General features: G+C 44.6%; 20 protein-coding genes and 1 riboswitch. Of the genes, 18 read left to right on the plus strand and 2 right to left on the minus strand.

The window, feature by feature from the left end:
- Nucleotides 1–214 precede the first annotated feature (214 nt).
- The 18 genes from IX53_RS00820 (at nt 215) to IX53_RS11210 (ending at nt 17,506) form a co-directional block, all read left to right on the plus strand.
- The gene (locus IX53_RS00820; RefSeq protein WP_047753738.1) at nt 215–1,021 is read left to right on the plus strand and encodes an alpha/beta fold hydrolase; all 807 of its coding nucleotides are present in this window, start codon (nt 215–217) and stop codon (nt 1,019–1,021) included.
- Between the two features lie 163 nt (nt 1,022–1,184).
- The gene (locus tag IX53_RS00825; protein ID WP_420811570.1) at nt 1,185–2,198 is read left to right on the plus strand and encodes a 3-oxoacyl-ACP synthase; all 1,014 of its coding nucleotides are present in this window, start codon (nt 1,185–1,187) and stop codon (nt 2,196–2,198) included.
- A gap of 27 nt (nt 2,199–2,225) precedes the next feature.
- A complete protein-coding gene (gene fabG / locus IX53_RS00830; RefSeq protein WP_047753739.1) occupies nt 2,226–2,972 on the plus strand; it encodes a 3-oxoacyl-[acyl-carrier-protein] reductase in 747 nt (248 codons plus the stop codon).
- Complete coding sequence (locus IX53_RS00835; RefSeq protein ID WP_047753740.1) at nt 2,969–4,132, plus strand: TetR/AcrR family transcriptional regulator; 1,164 nt, start codon at nt 2,969–2,971, stop codon at nt 4,130–4,132. The genes fabG and IX53_RS00835 overlap by 4 nt, the downstream gene beginning before the upstream one ends.
- A gap of 3 nt (nt 4,133–4,135) precedes the next feature.
- The gene (locus tag IX53_RS00840) at nt 4,136–5,437 is read left to right on the plus strand and encodes an acetyl-CoA hydrolase/transferase family protein (protein WP_047753741.1); all 1,302 of its coding nucleotides are present in this window, start codon (nt 4,136–4,138) and stop codon (nt 5,435–5,437) included.
- Between the two features lie 13 nt (nt 5,438–5,450).
- On the plus strand, nt 5,451–6,653 hold the full coding sequence (locus IX53_RS00845) for an acetyl-CoA C-acetyltransferase (protein ID WP_047753742.1): 1,203 nt from the start codon (nt 5,451–5,453) through the stop codon (nt 6,651–6,653).
- A gap of 28 nt (nt 6,654–6,681) precedes the next feature.
- A complete protein-coding gene (locus IX53_RS00850) occupies nt 6,682–7,860 on the plus strand; it encodes an ABC transporter substrate-binding protein (RefSeq protein ID WP_047753743.1) in 1,179 nt (392 codons plus the stop codon).
- Between the two features lie 48 nt (nt 7,861–7,908).
- Nucleotides 7,909–8,679, plus strand: a complete 771-nt coding sequence (locus IX53_RS00855) for an ABC transporter ATP-binding protein (protein ID WP_047753744.1) — start codon at nt 7,909–7,911, stop codon at nt 8,677–8,679.
- A complete protein-coding gene (locus tag IX53_RS00860; RefSeq protein ID WP_047753745.1) occupies nt 8,672–9,379 on the plus strand; it encodes an ABC transporter ATP-binding protein in 708 nt (235 codons plus the stop codon). Before IX53_RS00855 ends, IX53_RS00860 begins: the two co-directional genes overlap by 8 nt.
- A 12-nt stretch (nt 9,380–9,391) precedes the next feature.
- Complete coding sequence (locus IX53_RS00865; protein ID WP_047753746.1) at nt 9,392–10,279, plus strand: branched-chain amino acid ABC transporter permease; 888 nt, start codon at nt 9,392–9,394, stop codon at nt 10,277–10,279.
- 3 nt (nt 10,280–10,282) lie between these two features.
- Nucleotides 10,283–12,043: an alpha/beta fold hydrolase gene (locus tag IX53_RS00870; protein WP_047753747.1), complete on the plus strand. Its 1,761-nt coding sequence runs from the start codon at nt 10,283–10,285 to the stop codon at nt 12,041–12,043.
- A 347-nt stretch (nt 12,044–12,390) separates the two neighbouring features.
- Nucleotides 12,391–12,511, plus strand: a riboswitch (FMN riboswitch).
- A 79-nt stretch (nt 12,512–12,590) separates the two neighbouring features.
- Entirely contained in the window at nt 12,591–13,628 is a 1,038-nt protein-coding gene (ribD, locus tag IX53_RS00880; RefSeq protein ID WP_082128565.1) for a bifunctional diaminohydroxyphosphoribosylaminopyrimidine deaminase/5-amino-6-(5-phosphoribosylamino)uracil reductase RibD, read from the plus strand.
- Nucleotides 13,613–14,170, plus strand: coding sequence for a riboflavin synthase (locus IX53_RS00885; RefSeq protein WP_047755329.1), 558 nt, complete (start codon nt 13,613–13,615; stop codon nt 14,168–14,170). The genes ribD and IX53_RS00885 overlap by 16 nt, the downstream gene beginning before the upstream one ends.
- A 4-nt stretch (nt 14,171–14,174) precedes the next feature.
- A complete protein-coding gene (locus IX53_RS00890; protein WP_047753749.1) occupies nt 14,175–15,347 on the plus strand; it encodes a bifunctional 3,4-dihydroxy-2-butanone-4-phosphate synthase/GTP cyclohydrolase II in 1,173 nt (390 codons plus the stop codon).
- The gene (gene ribH, locus IX53_RS00895) at nt 15,344–15,820 is read left to right on the plus strand and encodes a 6,7-dimethyl-8-ribityllumazine synthase (protein WP_047753750.1); all 477 of its coding nucleotides are present in this window, start codon (nt 15,344–15,346) and stop codon (nt 15,818–15,820) included. Before IX53_RS00890 ends, ribH begins: the two co-directional genes overlap by 4 nt.
- A gap of 601 nt (nt 15,821–16,421) precedes the next feature.
- Nucleotides 16,422–16,952 (plus strand): hypothetical protein, encoded by a 531-nt coding sequence (locus IX53_RS00900; protein WP_047753751.1) that lies wholly within the window; start codon nt 16,422–16,424, stop codon nt 16,950–16,952.
- Between the two features lie 151 nt (nt 16,953–17,103).
- Nucleotides 17,104–17,313, plus strand: a complete 210-nt coding sequence (locus IX53_RS10720; protein ID WP_276325223.1) for a four helix bundle protein — start codon at nt 17,104–17,106, stop codon at nt 17,311–17,313.
- Entirely contained in the window at nt 17,294–17,506 is a 213-nt protein-coding gene (locus IX53_RS11210) for a metal-dependent hydrolase (protein WP_082128424.1), read from the plus strand. Before IX53_RS10720 ends, IX53_RS11210 begins: the two co-directional genes overlap by 20 nt.
- Before the next feature lie 692 nt (nt 17,507–18,198).
- On the opposite strand, the gene IX53_RS00905 is transcribed toward IX53_RS11210, so the two are convergent.
- Nucleotides 18,199–19,026 carry a hypothetical protein gene (locus tag IX53_RS00905; RefSeq protein WP_047753752.1) on the minus strand — a complete coding sequence of 276 codons (828 nt, stop codon included), beginning with the start codon at nt 19,024–19,026 and terminating at the stop codon, nt 18,199–18,201.
- 181 nt (nt 19,027–19,207) lie between these two features.
- Entirely contained in the window at nt 19,208–19,618 is a 411-nt protein-coding gene (locus tag IX53_RS10400) for a transposase (protein WP_053001080.1), read from the minus strand.
- Between the last annotated feature and the right edge of the window lie 772 nt (nt 19,619–20,390).

Below are 20,390 nucleotides of genomic sequence, written 5' to 3' on the forward strand. Positions count from 1 at the left end.
GTTTAACCCTCCTTAAACGAAGACGAGTGTATAAGAATGCCTTTGTGAACCTTTTAACTCACTTAATAATAACACACCCCCGGAAAGTTTTTCATTAAAAATCTAATGTATAAATGGCAAAAAGATGAACCGCCGTCCCCATTCCGAAATGCCGTTTTCCCATATCCTTATTTGGTGGTGTAATATCTAAATAAAGTCGAAAAGGAGGGAGCTTATGGCATATTTTAAATATGGAAATGTGAACATATACTATGAACTCCATGGAGATGAAAACAGACCCGTTGTGGTGCTCTTGAACGGCATTATGATGTCCACGCTTTCCTGGCATGGACATCTTTCAGACCTGACCCGTTTCTTCAGAGTTTTGCTTATGGATTTCAGGGATCAAGGAAAATCCTCGAAGATGTCGAAAGAATTTGACATCTCTGTTCACGTAGAGGATCTCAATGCTTTGCTGGATTATCTCAACATTGAAAAAGTCAATATCGTTGGCCTCTCATACGGTGGACAGGTCGCCCAGCTTTTTGCGCTGAAACACCCATACAAGCTGAATGCTCTGGTCCTCGCCAATACACCCGCACGCATTCCACCATATCTCCAGGAATTAGGAGAGGCGTGGAAAGAGGCTGCGAGGTTGTACGATGGCGAAAAGTTCTTCAAACTGGCGATTCCCTTCATATATTCTGATTCCTTCTACAACAGTAACCTCAGCTGGTTAAAAAACCGCCAGAAAGCCTTCAAGCAATTGCTCAACAAAGACTGGTTCGATGGATTCATAAGGCTAGCCTCGAGCAACCTCAGTTTCAACACCCTCAATGAACTCCCGTCCATCAGCTGTCCGACTCTTTTACTGATGGCCGATAGAGACATCATTACCCCCATAAGGGAGATGGAGCTCATTAAAGAAAGGCTTCCTCAGGCAGAAAGTCTCATCATTCACGATGCAGGTCATGCGGCCTTCCTCGAAAAACAGGAGGAATTCCTCAGTGCCGTCATAGGCTTTTTGTTGAGGTATAGTTGAAGCACGCCAACACCTGTGATCGGGTTTAATCACCTCTACTTCTTTCTAAAAAGCCATATTCGTTCTTTGAATTATAACGGTCATGATTTAATATAAAATGAGAGGTGGTTCAGTTATCATTAATGAGAACCGAATCACAACCCACAAAATCGGAGTGATAGCCTTGGAACATGTTGGAATCGCCGGTATAGGAATCTATCTACCAGAAAGGATAATGCCTGCAAAAGAAATAGCCAAACTTTCGAATATTCCGGAGAACGTGATAATTGAAAAGTTCGGGATAAAGCAGAAGTACCTTCCGGGTCCGAAAGATACCACGAGTTACATGGCCATAGAAGCTTCAAAAGCAGCTATCAACGACGCTGGTATATCTCCGAAAGAAATAGACCTCCTCATTTGGGGAGGCGGTCAGCATAAGGACTATCCATGCTGGCTCGCCGGGCTAAAAGTGGCCCATGAAATAGGTGCTGACAGGGCGTGGTCTTTCGATATGGAGGCCATGTGCGGTTCTATGATGGTGGCCATTGACATAGCCAAGAGCATCATGTTAGTCCGTGATGACGTCAACACGGTACTCATCGCCAGTGGCTACCGTAACGTCGATCTTATAAATCCCGCAGAGCCTTCCACATCCTTCATGCTGGATATAGGCGCTGGGGGAGCCGCTGTGGTGTTGAAGAAAAACCTTGGACGTAATATTGTCCTTTCCTCTTCCTTTAAAGGAGACGGTTCCTTCTCCGAAGACTGCGTTGTTCCCGTGGGTGGAACGAAAAACTGGCCCATGAAAGAAGGAGACGTCAAAGATTTTTATTTCAGGATCACTGGAGACCCAGCGGAGTTCAAGAAGAGACTTTCAGAAAAGACGACGCCAAACTTCTTCAGGGTGATCAGGGAGTCTGTGGAGAAGAGCGGCTATACGGAAAAGGATATAGACTATCTTGCCATTCTTCACTTTAAACGCTCCGCGCACTTTGGAGTTTTGCAGGAACTCGGACTCAAGCCGGAGCAATCCACGTATCTCGAAGAATACGGTCACATCGGTCAGAACGACCAGCTCCTTTCCATTAAGCTGGGGCTAAAGAGCGGGAAAATCAAAGACGGTTCCCTCATCGTGATGGTCGGAGCTGGTCTGGGTTTTGTCTGGGCTGCGACCACAGTGCGTTGGGGGAAGATTTAGATAAAAACTGAATACGGAGGGATCGAAGTGAGACTTGAAGGAAAAGTCGTTATTATTACCGGTGCCGCTAGTGGCATTGGCAGAGCATCCGCCAGAAAATTCTGTGAGGAAGGCGCCATCGTCATAGCTTGCGATCTGAATGAAGAGCTATTGAACAGTCTTGCCGAAGAGACAAAAGATCTTCCGGGTGAAGTAATTCCGAAAAGGCTCAGCGTCACCGACCGTGAAGCCATAAAAGCCCTCGTGGCAGAAATCAAAGATAAATACGGCAGAATCGATGGCCTTGTCAACAATGCTGGTATAACGAGGGACGCCCTCATTCAAAAGATGTCTGAGGAAGATTGGGATGCTGTTATCAATGTCAACCTCAAGGGCGTATTCAACATGACACAGTTTGTTGTGCCCGTTATGATTGGACAGGGTTATGGTTCCATTGTCAACACATCTTCCGTCGTAGGTGTCTATGGAAACATCGGACAGACCAACTACGCTGCGACAAAGGGCGGAGTCATTGCCATGACCAAAACCTGGGCGAAGGAGTTCACCAGAAGAGGTGCAAAGATCAGAGTAAATGCCGTCGCTCCGGGTTTCATAAAAACACCTATGACCGAGAAGGTTCCGGAAAAGGTGATCAAAATGATGGAAGAAAAAATCCCGCTGAAAAGGATGGGAGAGGCGGAAGAGATCGCCAATGTCTACCTGTTCCTCATATCTGACGAATCCAGTTACATCACCGGACAGGTCATCGGTGTCGATGGAGGACTCGTCCTTTGAGCGTAAAGACCGAAAAAACTCGAAAGGCCCTGCTGAAAGCTGCTGAAGACCTCTTCAGCAGCAAGGGCTTTGAGAATACTTCCGTGGCGGCTATCTGCAGAAAAGCAGGGTTGTCGAACGGCGTCTTCTATCGCCACTTTAAAAATAAGGATGATATATTCACGACCATCACTAACGAGATGATGGAAAGTTTTCAGCGCTCCATGGAACACGTGAAAGGGAAAGACAGGCGTGAATCCCTCAGACAATTGTATGTTTCCGCCTTCGATACACTGTGGAAATCGAAGAAACGCTTCAGGGCTTTCCACGAAGCTGAGTACAGGCTCAGGAACGTGGAAGAGCTTGTGGATGCTACCTATCTTAGGGCCATCGCGAAGATTCTCAATAAAAACTCCAGGGAAATAAAACCCGCGTTGAAGTGGTTCGTGATAGGGCCACTGAGGTTCAGCGCCATATACTGGATAATTTTCAAGGACATGAAAGTGCCGGATGAAGTCGTGAACGACTTACTGGAATTCACCTGTTTTGGTTTTGGAGTGCCCTTTGAACTGGGCGAGAGCGTTGCCCGTTTTTCCATTGACCGAAAAGCAGGATACGGCGCTGACAGCCGCTCACTTATAATGAAGTCAGCTGAGAAATTGTTCGGCGAAAAGGGTTACTTTAAGGCTTCTGTGTACGAGATCATGTCAGGAGCTGGCTATGGACAGGGCACATTCTATCTGTATTTCAAGAGCAAACAGGAACTACTGGAAGAGATAGTTATATATGCCAACAGGCAGCTACGTCACATAATGAGGGACGCTTCAGTCAATTTAAAAAACAGGCTGGAAAAGGAAATACGAAACTATCGAGTGTTCCTTGAATTCATGAGCGAACACAGGGAACTCTACGAAATCGTGAGGGAATCGGAATTCATTGTGGACAATCTGGGATACAGATACTATGAGAAACTGCTTGATTCCTACATCAAAGCCCTCAACGATTCCATAAACTCCGGCGAGCTTCGCAGCAAAAACGCAAAATCCCTTGCCATCTTTCTCATGGGGATAGGTCACTTCATGGGACTCGATCTCGTTTTCAGACCCCGCTACCCCCGGGACAGATGGGAAGAGTATCTTGTAGATCTTGCGAGGTTCATCGCTAAAGGGTTGGAGGTATAAAAAATGAACTGGAAAGAACAGTATGAAAGGAAATTGTTATCCCTCGAAGATGCCATCAGATTAGTGAAAAATAATCATAAAATCGTGGTAAGCATGGCCTCTATGGAGCCCAAGGGACTGCTGGAAAACCTGCACAAAATAGCCGATCACGTTGAGGGAGTCAGTGTCACCAGTTGTCTCAATATGCGAGAATATCCCTTCTTTTTGAGTCCCAAATATGAAGGAAAATTCTTAAACGAATCGTGGTTTTACTCCGAACCGGTTAGAAAGGCTGCTGGTTCGGGTCTCAAAACGGTATCCTACATACCCAACAACCTTCACAACGCCGGCACCGACAGACTCGTGAGTAACAGACCCGATGTATTTTGGGGCGTCGCTTCACCAATGGATAAAAATGGATTCATGACACTATCTCTCTCAAACGTCTATGAGCGCGATATGGTGGAGAATGCCAGTATGGTGATCCTCGAAGTCAACGTGAAAGCGCCGAAAACCCACGGCGAAACACAGGTGCATATCAGTGAAGTCGATCACATAGTCGAGAACGATTTCGACATTCCTGAACTCCCGGTCGTTGAACCGTCTGAGACAGAAAAACACATCGCCGGGCACATATCAGCATTGATCGAAGACGGCTCCACACTGCAGATAGGCATCGGCGGTATACCAAACGCCGTAGCAAAGCTCCTGGAAGACAAGAGAGACCTCGGAATACACACCGAGATGTTCACTGAATCCATGATAGAGCTCTTCGAAAAGGGAATCATCACCAACAGAAAGAAGACCCTGTGGCCGGGGAAGTTCATCTGTGCTTTCGCTCTGGGAACGAAAAGAATGTATGAGTTCATGGACGATAACCCCGGTGTATTCATACTCAGAGGCAGGTATGTGAACGATCCTTATGTGATCGCACAGAACGAAAAGATGGTCTCCATAAACACAGCCATAACCGTTGATCTAACGGGACAAGTCTGTTCCGAGGCCATAGGGACAAGACACTACAGCGGTACGGGTGGACAGCTCGACACCCACCGAGGTGCAACCATGTCAAAAGGAGGAAAAGGTATCATCGCCCTCAGATCCACAGCTAAAAAAGGAACCATCTCAACTATCGTGCCATTACTTCCATTGGGTTCGCCTGTGACCGTTCCAAGGCAGGATATAGATTATGTGGTTACAGAATATGGAGTCGCTCACCTCAGGGGATTGAGCGCCCGACAGAGGGTCGAAGCTCTCATAAACATTGCTCATCCCGATTTCAGAAGTGAACTCAAAAAAGAAGCTAGCAAAATAGGTCTGATTTAAGAGGAGGGTCGTTATGAGAAAAGTCTACATTGTTGGAGCAAAGAGAACAGCTATAGGCACACTCGGAGGCACATTGAAAGATGTACCGGCTGTGCAGCTCGGTGTCACGGCAGCTAAAGCCGCGATGAATCAAGCAAACATCTCGCCTGAATTGATTGATGAAACGATTGTGGGTTGTATCCTCACAGCTGGTCAGGGTATGGGTCCCGGGCGTCAGGTTTCCATATATTCAGGTGTTCCCGTTGAAAAGCCAGGCTACACGGTAAATATGCTCTGTGGCTCCGGTATGAAGAGTGTGATGATCGGTGCCTCAGACATCCTGCTCGGTGAAGCAGAAATAGTGCTCACCGGTGGTATAGAGAATATGTCCAGAGCTCCCTACCTGCTTCAGAATGCCAGATTCGGCTACAGACTTGGAAACGGTGAGGTCATAGACCACATGGTGTATGACGGGTTGACAGATATATTTAACAATTACCATATGGGGGTCACAGCTGAAAACCTTGCTAAAAAGTACAACATCTCCAGGGAAGAGCAGGATGAATTCGCTTATAACAGCCAGATGAAGGCAAAGAAAGCTATTGCTGAAGGAAAGTTCAGAGACGAGATTGAACCGGTTGTGATCAAAACCAGAAAGGCTGAAATTGTCTTCGATACTGATGAACATCCCAGAGATGTGACACTTGAAAAACTCGCAAAGTTGAAACCCGCGTTCGTAAAAGATGGCACTGTCACGGCAGGTAATGCTTCCGGAATTAACGATGGTGGTAGCGCAATCGTCATCGCTTCTGAAGATGCTGTGAAAGCCAATGGCTTAAAGCCAATGGCGGAGATCGTTGCTTTTGCTCAGGCTGGCGTGGATCCAGCGTACATGGGCTATGGTCCCGTACCGGCCATGAAAAAAGCTCTTGAAAAGGCAAAGATGAATATAAAAGATATAGAGCTTATTGAACTCAACGAAGCTTTCGCCGCTCAGAGCCTTGCGGTGATAAGGGGTATGGAAGAAGAACTCGATGTAGACAGGGACTGGATTCTTGAAAGGACCAACGTGAACGGTGGTGCTATCGCCCTCGGTCATCCCATTGGTGCATCCGGCAACCGCATCATCGTCACGCTGTTGTACGAGATGAAAAAACGTGGACTAACCTACGGTCTGGCTTCTCTGTGCATCGGCGGGGGCATGGGCACAGCGGTGATTATTAAGAACATAGATTGATGCAATTCTTTATAGGAGGTGGGGTATTATGAAGAAAGTCCTTTTGGCAGTGCTTTTTCTGGTAGTAATCGCCACGTTCATCTTCGCAGAAAACGGCGTATATCCCGATAAGATCGTCATCGGATCCTTTCAGGCTCTTTCCGGTCCTGTGGCGCCCATTGGTATCTCCATGAGAAAAGGCATGGATGCCTACTTCAACTGGGTCAACGCTAACGGCGGTATCAACGGCAGGAAGATCGAACTTATCGTAGCCGATGACGCCTTCAACCCTTCCAAGACAGTCGTCGAAGTGAAGAGACTCGTTGAACAAGACAAGGTATTCGCTATCGTCGGTGGGCTCGGGACCCCTGGCTGCTTGGCAGTTGCAGATTATCTCAACAACTCAGGCGTTCCCTTCGTCTATCAGGGTAGTGGTTCCAGCATACTGGCGATTCCACCAAAAAAGTACGTCTTTACCGTACAGCCGAACTATACAACTGAAGGACAGATTATGGCAAAGTACCTCGTTGAGGTCCTCGGCAAAAAAAGAATTGGAATCGTCTACAGGGCGGACGACGCTGGTCAGGAAGAATTGAATGGTCTTAAGCGCTGGCTTGTCGAGCATGGATACAGCTCGGCTCTTGTTGCAAAGCTTCCGGTAGACGTTACGAGGACGACTTTCGACAACGAGATTCTCAAACTGATGGAACTGAATGTTGACGCCGTCGTACTCAGCATGTGGATTCCTCAGAGTCCAAACTTCCTCAAGCAGGCGTATGAGTACGGACTCGATGTCCTCATGCTCGGTAACTATGTCAATCCCGATCCGACGGTTATAGCCCTTGCAGGCGAAGCTTCAGAAGGCTTCCAGGCTATGGCGTGGGTCATGGGTGATATCACAGACGAGAACTTCCAGAGGTACATTCAGATCTATCAGGAAACCTTCAAAGACGAAATCCCTAACGCTTACGCTGCTGCGGGTTTCATTGCCGCCGAGGTCTTCACAGAGGCTCTCAGGAGAGCAGGCGAAGAGCCCACACGCGAAAGCCTTATCAAAGCCCTCGAGGAACTGAACGGCTGGGAGGGCCTCATCACACCGGCTATCACCTACAAACCATACGACCCCAACGACAAATACTGCCGTGTAGGTATCAGACAGATGTACGTCATGGAAGTAAAAGATCAGGTTTGGACAGCCATAACAGACTGGATTTCTGTAGCAGAATAATTACCTCGCGCGGGGGGTAATCCCCCCGCGATTTTCTGGAGGTGTATTATGGCTCTACTCGAAGTAAAAGATGTAACTGTAAAATTTGGAGGCGTAACGGCTGTAAAGTCTTTCAATATGAGCGTAGAAGCTGGCACCATCCATTCCCTTATCGGTCCCAATGGAGCGGGCAAAACTACGCTCTTCAATGTGGTCACGAGGATTGTCAAAGAAACGAGTGGAAAGGTTTTATTCGACGGTCAGGACCTATCCAGTTACAAGCCATACGAAGTGATAAACGCCGGTATATCAAGAACATTCCAGAATCTTGAGATTTTCAAATATATAACCGTGATGGAAAACTTCTTCGTTGGTCATCACAGGGAGATACATTACGGGACTTTTCAGGAAATGTTCTGGACGAAAAGAGTAAGAATATCGGAAAAGGAATCCATGGAACGGGCACTTGAAGTCGCGGAACTGTTGGGACTGAAAAGCAGATTGAATACGATTGCCGGTATGCTGCCCTACGGGCTACAGAAACTAGTTGAAATTGGCAGGGCACTCATGAGTGAGCCGAAATTCCTCATGCTTGATGAGCCCGCAGCTGGCCTTAATCCCACAGAAACTTCACAGCTCAAAGAGCTCATAAAGGATTTGCGCGATGACTTAAAACTTACGGTTTTCCTTGTGGAACATGATATGTCACTGGTCATGGATATTTCCGACAAGGTAACTGTTATGAATTTCGGTGAGAAAATAGCCGAGGGTTCGCCTGATGATGTCAGGAACGACCCAAAGGTTATTGAGGCCTATCTGGGAGAGAGTAAATATGCTTGAAATAAAGAATATCGAGGTCTATTACGGCTACATCAGAGCTCTTAAAGGAGTTTCTTTGCGCGTAGAAGAGGGAAAGATAGTTTCTCTTCTTGGCTCCAACGGTGCTGGAAAATCTACCACGCTGAAAACTGTTTCAGGACTTCTCAAGCCGAAACATGGAACCATACACTTTCAGGGAAAAGATATCACCCACATGGACTCATCGGGGATAGTCAAGCTTGGCATCGTCCAGTGCCCCGAGGGAAGGCAGCTTTTTCCCGATCTTTCGGTGAAAGAAAACCTCCTTACTGGAGCCATAACGCGAAAAAACCGAAAGAAAATCACTGAGGACTTGAACTGGGTCTACGAACTTTTCCCCATATTGCGTGAACGCAAAAATCAGCTCGCCGGAACCCTATCGGGCGGTGAGCAACAGATGCTGGCCATAGGTCGTGCCCTGATGGCTGCTCCAAGACTGCTCATGCTCGACGAACCCTCTCTTGGACTTGCCCCGAAGATCGTTGAGCAGATATTTGACCTCCTCGTCAGATTGAACAGTGAAAGAGGACTCACCATACTGCTCGTTGAACAGAATGCTAACGCCGCACTGAGAATTTCCAGCTACGCTTACATCCTTGAAGTAGGGAGTATCGCCCTCGAGGGAGATGCGCAAGAGCTATTGAAGAGCGACGTCGTGCGGCAAAAATATCTGGGAGCCTGAGGGGGTGACGTGGTGGTAACATTTTTACAGCAGGTAGTATTGGGCCTCAGGGAAGGCAGTCTTTTTTCGCTTGTCGCTCTGGGCCTTGTGTTGATATACAAGACTTCCGGTGTCGTGAACTTCGCATATGGAAACATGGGCATGTTCGCAGCCTATATAGCGTACACCGTCTTCGCTATTGCGGAACTTCCCCTCTGGCTAGCGGTACTCACGGCGATAGCATTCGGCTTTCTACTCGGTATTGTGACGGAGAGAGGTCTTCTTCGACCCATCAGGCACCTCTCCCATTCAGCAATGCTGATCCTGACACTGGGACTGCTCATGATCCTCGAAGGGCTGGCCCTCGAGATATGGAAACAGGATTATAAACCATTTCCTTCTCTCGTCAGGGGCAGGCCGTTTTTTATCAAGTTTTCGCAGGGAAGGATAATCCTTACCAGACAGGATGTTCTCATATTCGTTATCGCTGCCGCTATCATGTTGGCGCTCTTCCTTTATTTCAAGTTTACAAGAGCTGGACTCTCCATACGAGCAACGGCACAGAATGAGAATGCCGCCAGGTTGATGGGTATTAAGGTAGGTACAGTCTTCGCCTTCTCCTGGGGGTTGGGGACGGCGCTTAGTGCTCTCGCAGCTGTTATGGCCGCGCCGAGGACCCAGATAAACCCAAACATGATGATCGATTTACAGATACAGGGGCTCACCGCGGCTGTGCTCGGTGGTTTTGAGAGTCTCCCGGGCACAGTAGTTGGAGGGCTTTTGCTCGGTGTCATCGAACAATTCGTGGCGCGTTATCTCTCCGAAGAATTGAAAATGGCCTTCGCACTTATGATCATCCTCGTATTGCTTCTCATAAAACCTGAAGGCCTGCTCGGTCGTAAATCAGTGGAAAGGGTGTAGCCTATGCAAGGTATTCTATATAAAAACAGGCAATGGGTAATGACAGCACTCCTTTTTTTTGTACTTCCACTCATTTTCACCGGTCAGCCCTTCATGATGACGATATTCTCGCTAGTCCTCGTCTACACACTCGCCTCCCTGGGGCTCAACATAGTAATTGGCTATGCGGGGCAGATATCCATAGGCCATGCTGCTTTTATGGCCATTGGCGCCTATTTTTCTGCACTGCTCACCATGAACTTCCACGTTCCCTTTCTGATCGCCTTTCTGGGTGCTGGTGTTGTATCAGGAATCTTCGGCTTTTTGCTTGGCATACCCGCTCTCAGATTGAAGGGCTTCTATCTTGCCATCGCCACGATGGCCTTCTGCGTCGTGGTGGAACAATTACTAAAGTCATGGGATTACGCCGGTGGTAACATAGGTATCAGGAATATTGTCCCACCAAAACTTCCGGGTATATCGCTTGCATCCGATACGGCGAAATACTATCTTATAGCTGTGGTAACATTCCTGATCTATATCTTCACAGCGAATATTTTAAAAGGAAAGACCGGTAGAGCCTTCAAAGCCATTAGAGAGAGCGAATTTGCTGCTCAGTCCATGGGTATCAACATTTCCAGATACAAACTCATAGCATTTGTTATCAGTGCAGTGTACGCTGGATTCGCCGGGAGCCTTTATGCCCATACAATAGGATATATATCGCCCACCGATTTTGGCCTTGGTAACTCCATAAACCTTCTTGCTATCATCGTTATTGGAGGGTTGGCATCGCTTTCAGGCAGTTTCATAGGCTCCGTCATCATGGTCGCTATGCCCTTTCTATTCAGCAGGACGCAAATTCCCATGTCTATCATCTTCGGCGTGCTTCTCGTGCTGGTTGTGCTCTTCTTCCCGCGAGGACTGGCCTATGCACTGCAGATATTCAACATAAAATATCTCTGGAGGCCATATACAGCTTTGAAAAGGCACTTCGCAAAGAGGAAAAAAGCTGAAGGCGAATTCATAAATGTGCTGGGAAAGAAAATCCATTACGTCGAAGTCAACAAGAATGCAAAAAAGACCATAATGTTCATACACGGCAATTTTGCTTCCTGGCGCTGGTTCAAACCGGTTCTCGACAGGCTTTCTGATGATTACCGCGGTATTGCCCTTGATATGCCGAATTTTGGTCGCTCCGATTGGATAGATGAAATCACGATAGAGAGTTATGCTCGTTATGTCTCCGGGTTTATGAAAAAACTAAAGATCGACAAAGCCATCGTGGTGGGTCATTCCCTTGGGGGTGCTGTTGTGCAGAAGCTAACAATCGATAACCAGGAAATGATTGAAAAAGTTCTGCTCATTGACCCAGCACCACCTTCAGGCTACAAGGCTGCCCCCGAAGCCTATGCAGCTCTTGAACTATACAAAAGCAATGCAGATTTGTTGAAAAAAGCCCTTATCGGTACAATGCCTACCCGTTCCATCGACTCTTTCATCGATGAACTCGTCGCCGATGCCCTCCTGATGAAACCTCAATGCTTCGTCGAAAATGCAAAAGCCCTTGAAAAATATGATTACAGGGAAGAGTTGAAAAATCTGGAAATCCCCTTTAAAATCCTGGTGGGGAAACAAGACCTCATAATTTCCGAAGCCATGGCGAGGGAATTTGAACAGGTTATGAAAAACGCAAAAGTCGAAGTGATTCCCGACTGCGGTCACAGTGTGAATGTAGAAAAACCCGACCTCTTTCTCGAAAAGTTATACGAATTTATAAAATAGCGGGAGGTCGAGAAAAACTGTTGTAGGTGGTAGGTTGTGGGTTGTAGGTTGTTCGAAAAAACATTGAGGACCGAGAGAGCGAGAAAAGCAGGACGCTTGCGGAAGCTGAAGCTCTTATCAGTCAACGGAAAACGGACAACAGAAAGCGGTTCTTTCGAATATCCCTACACCCTAGACCCCAGACCCTATACCCTAAACCCGCTCTTTCCAAGAAGAGGCTCTTTCGGTCAACGGTCAACGACAAACGGTAAATAATCAACAGATTTTTTCTTTGATCAGAATGGAATAACAGAAAATGCCGATACAGTTGACGATGGTGTGTTAAAATAGATAAAACTGAATATAGAAAAATTCTCCGGGGCAGGGTGAAATTCCCGACCGGCGGTGAAAGCCCGCGAGCTCCTAAAAGGAGTTGATCCGGTGAAATTCCGGAGCCGACGGTGAAAGTCCGGATGGGAGGAGAAGAGAGACAGTCTAAATGTATATTGTGACATTGAATTCAAAAAGTCCCCGGAAAATTCCGGGGACTTTTTTTGGAGGAATCGATATGGACGAAAAATTTATGAAACTTGCTATCGAAGAGGCGAAGAAAGGAGAAGGATTGGTAAATCCTAACCCTCTTGTCGGGGCTGTAATCGTCAAAAACGGAAAGATTTTATCTACTGGTTACCATGAATACTTCGGTGGAAGACACGCAGAGATCGTGGCCATTGAAAACGCGAAAAAATTGGGATATGACATCAAGGGAGCTGAGATGTACGTGACACTCGAGCCCTGCGTTCATTATGGAAAGACGCCACCTTGTGTGGATAGGATCATAGAAGAAGGATTCTCGGCAGTGTACATTGGAACCTTGGATCCAAATCCCATGGTTCACGGAGGTGGTAAAAGAAAGCTTATGAACGCTGGAATACATGTGAAGCATGGGATTTTAGAAGGCGAAGCAAAGGAATTGATCGAGGTCTTCACAAAATATATGAAAACAAGAATGCCTTTTGTTGCATTGAAATTAGCTATGAGTCTTGATGGGTTTATCGCAAAAAAACGTGGAAAACGTGAAAGAATCACTTCAGATCGCGCTACAGAAAAGGTTCATAGATTGAGAAATTATTATTCAGCGATAATGATTGGAGCAACAACCGCTATCTCTGACGACCCTCTTTTGACCTGTAGATATCCCTTTTGCAAAAGGAATCCTATCCGTGTCATCCTCGATAGATCCGGGAAAACTGCGAAGATGGATCTAAAACTCTTTGCCTTAGAAGGAAGAACAATTATCTTCACATCCTCGAATGAATATTGGCCAGAAAATGTTGAAGTTATCAGAAGGGATGATTTATCTCCAGAATCGATATTGAAAACACTTGGGAAAATGGGGATGGACTCTATCCTCGTTGAAGGTGGTGCAAATGTTGCTTCGCAATTTATCAAGCACGCAGATAAAATCCATCTCTTTTACGCACCAGTAGTCTTTGGGAATGGACTTTCCCCATTTGAATGTGATTTCAAAGGATTCACCACAAAGAAAGTAGAAGTGCACCACCCCGATATCTACTGGGAGTTGATACCATGTTCACAGGAATAGTGGAATATGTTTCAAAAATGGAGATACGTGGAAACACGTTAGTTGTTGAGAATCCCTTCGATGATGTGAAGATAGGTGACAGTATTGCAGTAAACGGTGTATGCCTTACAGCAACAACTGTTGGAAGGCACATTATCTTCACCTGTGGGCAGGAAACGCTCAAACGCACAAACCTTGGCATGTGGAACAGGAGGGAAGTGAATATAGAACGTGCGCTACCCGCTAACGGAAGATTCGATGGCCATATAGTTACAGGACATATTGATGGCACAATCAAATTCTTAAGGAGTTTGAAAGAGGGAGAAACAACATGGATGACCTTCTCCATGCCTAAAGAACGTTGGGGAGTTGCCGAAAAAGGATCGATTGCAATTAATGGAATCAGCCTTACAATTGCGCGGATAGATCTCGATACATTTACCGTGCAAGTCATACCCCATACATTCGAAAATACAAACCTCAAAGCGCTTCAACCGGGTGACCTGGTGAATTACGAGATAGACGTCATTGCGCGATACCTAAGAGGAATTTACAGGGGGTGAATACATGGACATAGCTAAGATCAGAAAGGCTTTTTTGGAAGGAAAACCAGTTGTACTTATAGATGACAAACGCGAGATGGAAGCAGATCTTATCTTTCCATCTGAACTTGCAAACGCTTCTGTTATAAACACGATGATAGATGGCAAAGGAATGCTGTGTGTTGCAATGGATGAACACACACTTTTTGAGAAAGGTTTTTTCAAACTTCCTTCACGAAATAGCGAAACGAATTTCTTTGTCCCTGTCGATCATTTTGATGCAGGGACCGGGATCTCCGCGAGTGATCGTGCAAAGACGATTCGAGCACTTGCAAAAGGGGAAAATATAAACGCTTTTCGATATCCGGGTCATGTACACCTTCTTGGAGGCGTGGGTCTCAACAAAAGACAGGGTCATACAGAGTTGTCGCTTGAATTAATGGAATTATGCGGATTCTCGAGATCAGCGATCATAATTGAGATTCTCGACAGCCATGGAAACTCACACAACATAGACTTTACCAAACAACACGCGAAAAAGAATGGTTTTCTCATCATTACACGCAATCAAGTTATCCAAGAATACACAAAGAGCAAACAACTGGTTAAGGTAGTATCAATCGCATCTCTGCCAACAAAATTTGGAACCTTCCAGATCGTTTCTTTTGATAACAATTACGATTTTCTGGAACATACAGCCATTATTTATGGAGATATTTCAAAAGAACCGGTACCTGTAAGGATACATTCTGAATGCCTTACTGGTGATGCGTTGGGGTCGTTGAGGTGTGATTGCGGATCACAGCTTCAAAACGCAATGAATTATATAAAATCCCAGGGAAGAGGCATCATACTGTATCTCAGACAGGAAGGACGTGGGATCGGACTTCGCAACAAGATAAAAGCATACCACCTTCAGGATAGTGGTATGGATACAGTCGATGCGAACATCGCCCTTGGATTTCCGGAGGATATGAGAGATTATGGCGTTGCTGCGCAAATGTTGAGAGCACTTGGAGTGCAAAGGATCATACTTCTATCAAATAACCCGGATAAGCTTAGTCAACTGAAACATTACTCCATCATTGTCGATGAAACAAGAAATGTCTTCGGTGAAGTAACACCACACAACCACTTTTATCTGATGACAAAAATGGAAAAAATGGGTCATGTATTGAAGGAGGTGCTCAAAAAGTGAGAGTTTTCGAAGGAAAATATTATGGAGAAGGACTAAAAATCGCTATAGTGATTTCGAGGTTCAATTCTGCCGTTACAAAGGAACTTTTGGATGGAGCTCTGGACGCTTTGAAGAGACACGGAGTTAGAGATGAAAACGTTGATATCATCTGGGTTCCTGGTGCTATGGAAATGCCGCACATCATAAGGACAATTGCTCTCAGGAAAGGACATGATGCGATAGTTGCACTTGGCGCAGTTATCCGTGGCGAGACATATCACTTTGATGTTGTTGCCAATGAAGTCTCGAAGGGTATTGCAGCAATTAACCTGGAAGTAGACACACCTGTATCTTTTGGAATTATCACATCTGACACCGTTGAACAGGCCCTAAATAGAGCGGGCATAAAATCAGGAAACAAAGGCTTTGAAGCGGCTATGGTAGCGATAGAGATGGCAAATCTCAAAAAGCAAATCAAGGAGATATCTGGTTAAGCATAAAAAACGTTGTAGGTTGTGGGTTGCTGGTTGTAGGTGATAATCAAGATCCGAGAGTCCGAGAACCGGGAAAAACATGAAGAGCCGTTTGCCGTTATCCGTTTTCCGTTGACTGATATGAACTTCAGACTTCGAACATTGCTCCATCAGCTGACAGCTTTGCGAGTGTCTTTTATTTCTTGTCTTTTGATCTTCGCCTACAACCAACAACCCACAACCGACAACGGTTTTTATTGCCGCTCAGCAGCTCTCTCGGATCTCGGCACTCGATTATCACCTACAACCAACAACCCACAACCTACAACAGTTTTTCTCGAATCTCGATCCCCGGATCTCGTTTTGAGATTAGTCCTTGTAAAAAGTCAGTAAAAGAATGCTGTATTCTGTGTTGTTTATAAAGAGTAATTTGAACAATATATCTAAATGAGAATCATTTTATGTGGTATATACGAATAAATCATATGTACTAATAATATGATTAATGCAAAAACTTCGTTGAATTTTAACATCTTAAGGTTTTTGAACTCCTTTTTAGTTTCACCTGTTTGCGGCTGTGCATGTATAATATAGATGAATACAACAACAGGGAGGTGAAAGCATGAAAAGGATTGGCATATTGATAATGATTCTTGGTCTAACCAGTATGTTTTTTGCCAGCGATATTTTCTTTGGTGTAGGGGCGGATTTGTATGGAGTCACCGTTTCTCTTGATGAATTTGAATTGGATGAGCTTGAAATTAACTTTGATGATTTCTCCGGTGCCAGTGTATTTACCCAGGTAGATCTGGCATTTTTCACTGCGCAATTCCTCGTTGGACGCTACGACAACTTTACGGGAGATTTTTATCAGTTTGCTAGACCGAAGGTATCTCTCGGTGTTAATTTTAAGATTCCAATTCTTATTTTCTACTTAAAAGGTCAGGTACTTTCTCCACTTCCTAAGCTTTTGGATTATGCTAAGGGATTTATCGATTTTGCGGATTTGTATCTGCTTACAAGATTTGGTGTCGGCATGAAACTTTCTAAATTCTTTGTAGAAGCAGGAATGAGCTCTGGTTCTTTTGTGGCAAATTTGAATCGCTTTAACCCCTTCGAGGTACCTTACGTATCATTCGGCGTTGCATTCTAAAATTCCCAAACCCCTTTCAGAGGTATTTTATACAAAGAAGGGACGCAAAAGCGTCCCTTTTATCATTTTCGGTATTCAAAACACCGTTTACCGTTATCCGTTTTTCGTTGATCGATAAGGGCCTCAGCTTCTGAAAGCATCGCTCCATCAGCTGACAACGTTTGCAAGCCTCAACCTCGTGAGCGTCGGCCTCCACATAAGAAGAGCTGCGGTATCTAACATAGCAGAAGGAAAGGGCAGAGATTCAACAAAAGACTTCGTAAGATTTCTTAATATAGCTAAGGGCTCATTATATGAACTACAAACAGACCTCTTTGGAAGAAATGAAGAACTGAAGCGGTATTCTACCAGATTTACTTGAACCAGCAAGAAATCCAAATCATAGGAGTTTCTTCCACAGTTGGTTGGTACTATCCATACTATTAGTTATCGCATTCAAAATATCAAAAAAAGAGCACATTAAAGCAGTTTCTCTCTTATCTTTCATTACAGGATACAAATCACATCTGCTAGCTGACATGACAACCCCAAAAGGGCTTCCACTCATCAAATAATTCCCAACCGACAACCTCGCAATTGTTCTGTACCCAATCGGATTCTCAGTCCAAAAGTCGGGGTTCGATTCCCTGTGGCGTTGCCAGATTTCTAAAATATCGAATCATGCCCGTAAAACCGACAGTTCGAACCTGCCCACCGCCACCAACCAAATTAGCCCTCTCGAATCTCAATGACCGTTGTCGGTTGTATGTTGTGTGTTGTACGTAATCATCGAGAACCGAGATCCGGTGGTTGGAATTTAGAGATCTAGAAAAGATGAGATTCCGGATCAAGTCTGGAATGATAGTTTTGTACCGCTGTGACTTATTTTAAGGAAAATCAACTGCGAAGCAGTTCGCTACAACTCCGCAGGAGTTCGTGACACCGGCTTAGCCGGTCGTGTCAATCCCGAAGGGATTCGCCCCGCTGCTCCGCAGCGCATAGCCTCCTGGACACAGTCCAGCACTTCCGCCGCGCAGCGGCCCTCTCGCCTTCTCGGTTCTCGGATTCTCGAACCTAATCTCCAATCTCAAACATCGAATCTCGTTCTTCTGCGCTTATCGGTCAACGAAAAACAAACAACGGTAAACGGTTCTCTCGGGTATTTCTACACCCCAGACCCCAAACCCTAGACCCGCTCTTCTCTAATCTTTTCCCACTTCGGCTGAAGAACCATTTTTATTTTGCTATACAACTAACTAAATTGGATTTAAAATTCCAGCGTAGCAGAAACTTTCACATCTTTTAAATTTAAATTATTATAATCAAATGTTTTGTAGAAACGGCCTATTATCCAAAAATTCAGCTTACCAAGGTTGATGCCTATTCCCGCTTTAACCACTGGTTCATCGTTGAGGTTCGAATATCCTGCAAGATACCCGAACGTTTTGCCTCCTAACAAGAAGTCGGTGCTAAAATATAAAACTCCATCATCAGCCGACTTCAAGTTCTCTATAATGAAACTTAATCCGATTGCAGCTTTGTTATCACTGCTGATATTTTCCGAATAGAGGATTAAGCCTGCTTTTGCATCTTTGGGATCGAAAGCTTCATTGAAAACAACTGTTCCACCATCATCAATCAATAGATCGTTCGGCATATATGCTATATCCAATCTGGAAATGTTCCCATTTTTATAACTTTTTGCAATCAACCCCATGGAAAGTTTAGGAATTTGAGAAATATTGAAACCATTTAAAACATTCAGAGGAGCTGCTGCCGCTAAATATAGCGAACCAAGTCTGATTGCTACAGCCGCCGAAGATTCAAACTCCGCATTTTCAAAATCAAAATCTTTGTTGATTGACCCTTTTACTCCTGCGGCAATAGCAAATATCGAATGCTCAAATCTCAAGGCACAATTCCCTAAGAAATTAGACTGAGGATAGTCAAAATCAATACCTGTTTTCAGTGTGTAGTCTTGTAATAAAATATCCGAGGGCCATTCTAAATAACTAAGAGGATTGAATGAAAGTGCGAATAATGCTAGCGAAACAACTATGCTAAAAAGAAAGATTAAAAAACATTTTTTCATCATGATTCTCCTCCTTTCAAAACTTAATGCAGTTTTTTTATTTACGCGTCTAAGAATCAAGGCATAAGGAACTTCAAAAGCACAGCGACGATTGCCATAACGATACCACCAAATAATGCCACTCGACTTGTCGTCCAGTAAGCTCTCTGAATCCAATATCTTTTAAGTGAATAGTTTGGGTTAGTTATACCTTTTTCTTCGAATGATTGTAATAATAGGTACTTTTGTTCATTCCTATACTAGACAGAGCTTCTTCCAATGTTAGGTTCAAAGAAACTAGTGTGTCAACTAAATCCTGTAACTCTTCAATGGAGTATTTGCATTTCAAAAAATCGATGACCATTCGCATATTTTCAGTGGTCTTAACACATTTCATAAGCTTCATATGCTTATTATTTTCGCTTTTCCTATGGTCTCTTAAGTTTTCAATTCCACCTTCGATAAATTTCTTTTTCCATCGATAGTATTGAGTTTTAAAAATTCCATATTTTTTACATATCCTGGAAATGCTTGTTGACTGTTTTAATCCTTCTAGAACAATTGAAGCCTTCTCTTCGGGTGTAAATACTTTTCTTTGGTTTAATTTTTTATCCATTAGTTCCCTCCTAAATTCAAATCTTAAGTTATACACTCTGAATTAACAAAGAACTCCAAAGGATGAGGACGTATGGGATAACCAACGTCAATCATTTTAATAGCGATCCAAAGATAGTAGTTGAATCTGGGTTCTTCCAAGAAATCTCATAGTCCAATACGGTCTTTGGCGAAGCGATAGAGTCTCGCTATTATCTACACAGTGAAGGTGAGCTATTTTTTTCGTTTCTGGTCGAAGCGTTTGAGCCTTTAGTCAAAAAGTTTTGCTTGATTTCCTTGAAATGGGTCTCGATATAGCTTTGAATAATGCTCGAGTATCTCCTGCTCAGTCATGGATGTGTCGCTACAAAGGATTACTCTCTATTGCGGAATAGAACTTACCAAGACTTTCGATTCTATTTCCACATTATTTGATCATAGTCTCATCCAGGAAGATTGAGAGCAGTCACACAGCTTAGCCAATTCTTGGTACTCTTGTAGTTTGCTATGAACAAGGCAGAGGAATAACTGAGAACGGCTCTTTCCTGTTCTTTACGAGTGAAGCGAACATGTTTAATGACATCTGGGAGAATTTGTGAGTTATTCGTGGTGGGCATGGAATCATCCTTTCGTGTGGTTTAATCACCACGAAACTACGATGGTTCCATACCTTTTTCAATGACCATTTTTCTTTTCTCATTCTGTTAGTTCGAAGTGCGTAGATTGAATCAAATGAGGCCTAACAACGATTTTACACTAATTAGCCATCTAATTTCAAACTTATATTAATGTTA

Source organism: Kosmotoga pacifica (assembly GCF_001027025.1).
GTDB lineage: Bacteria > Thermotogota > Thermotogae > Petrotogales > Kosmotogaceae > Kosmotoga_B > Kosmotoga_B pacifica.

Bases quoted from the DNA above. Each gene is read 5' to 3' on its own strand.
- IX53_RS00850 (WP_047753743.1), top strand. From the start codon at position 6,682: ATGAAGAAAGTCCTTTTGGCAGTGCTTTTTCTGGTAGTAATCGCCACG.
- ribD (WP_082128565.1), top strand. From the start codon at position 12,591: ATGGACGAAAAATTTATGAAACTTGCTATCGAAGAGGCGAAGAAAGGA.
- IX53_RS00905 (WP_047753752.1), bottom strand. From the start codon at position 19,026: ATGATGAAAAAATGTTTTTTAATCTTTCTTTTTAGCATAGTTGTTTCG.
- IX53_RS00820 (WP_047753738.1), top strand. From the start codon at position 215: ATGGCATATTTTAAATATGGAAATGTGAACATATACTATGAACTCCAT.
- IX53_RS00860 (WP_047753745.1), top strand. From the start codon at position 8,672: ATGCTTGAAATAAAGAATATCGAGGTCTATTACGGCTACATCAGAGCT.
- IX53_RS00890 (WP_047753749.1), top strand. From the start codon at position 14,175: ATGGACATAGCTAAGATCAGAAAGGCTTTTTTGGAAGGAAAACCAGTT.
- IX53_RS00855 (WP_047753744.1), top strand. From the start codon at position 7,909: ATGGCTCTACTCGAAGTAAAAGATGTAACTGTAAAATTTGGAGGCGTA.
- IX53_RS00845 (WP_047753742.1), top strand. From the start codon at position 5,451: ATGAGAAAAGTCTACATTGTTGGAGCAAAGAGAACAGCTATAGGCACA.
- IX53_RS10400 (WP_053001080.1), bottom strand. From the start codon at position 19,618: ATGGATAAAAAATTAAACCAAAGAAAAGTATTTACACCCGAAGAGAAG.
- IX53_RS00900 (WP_047753751.1), top strand. From the start codon at position 16,422: ATGAAAAGGATTGGCATATTGATAATGATTCTTGGTCTAACCAGTATG.
- IX53_RS00870 (WP_047753747.1), top strand. From the start codon at position 10,283: ATGCAAGGTATTCTATATAAAAACAGGCAATGGGTAATGACAGCACTC.
- IX53_RS00840 (WP_047753741.1), top strand. From the start codon at position 4,136: ATGAACTGGAAAGAACAGTATGAAAGGAAATTGTTATCCCTCGAAGAT.
- IX53_RS00885 (WP_047755329.1), top strand. From the start codon at position 13,613: ATGTTCACAGGAATAGTGGAATATGTTTCAAAAATGGAGATACGTGGA.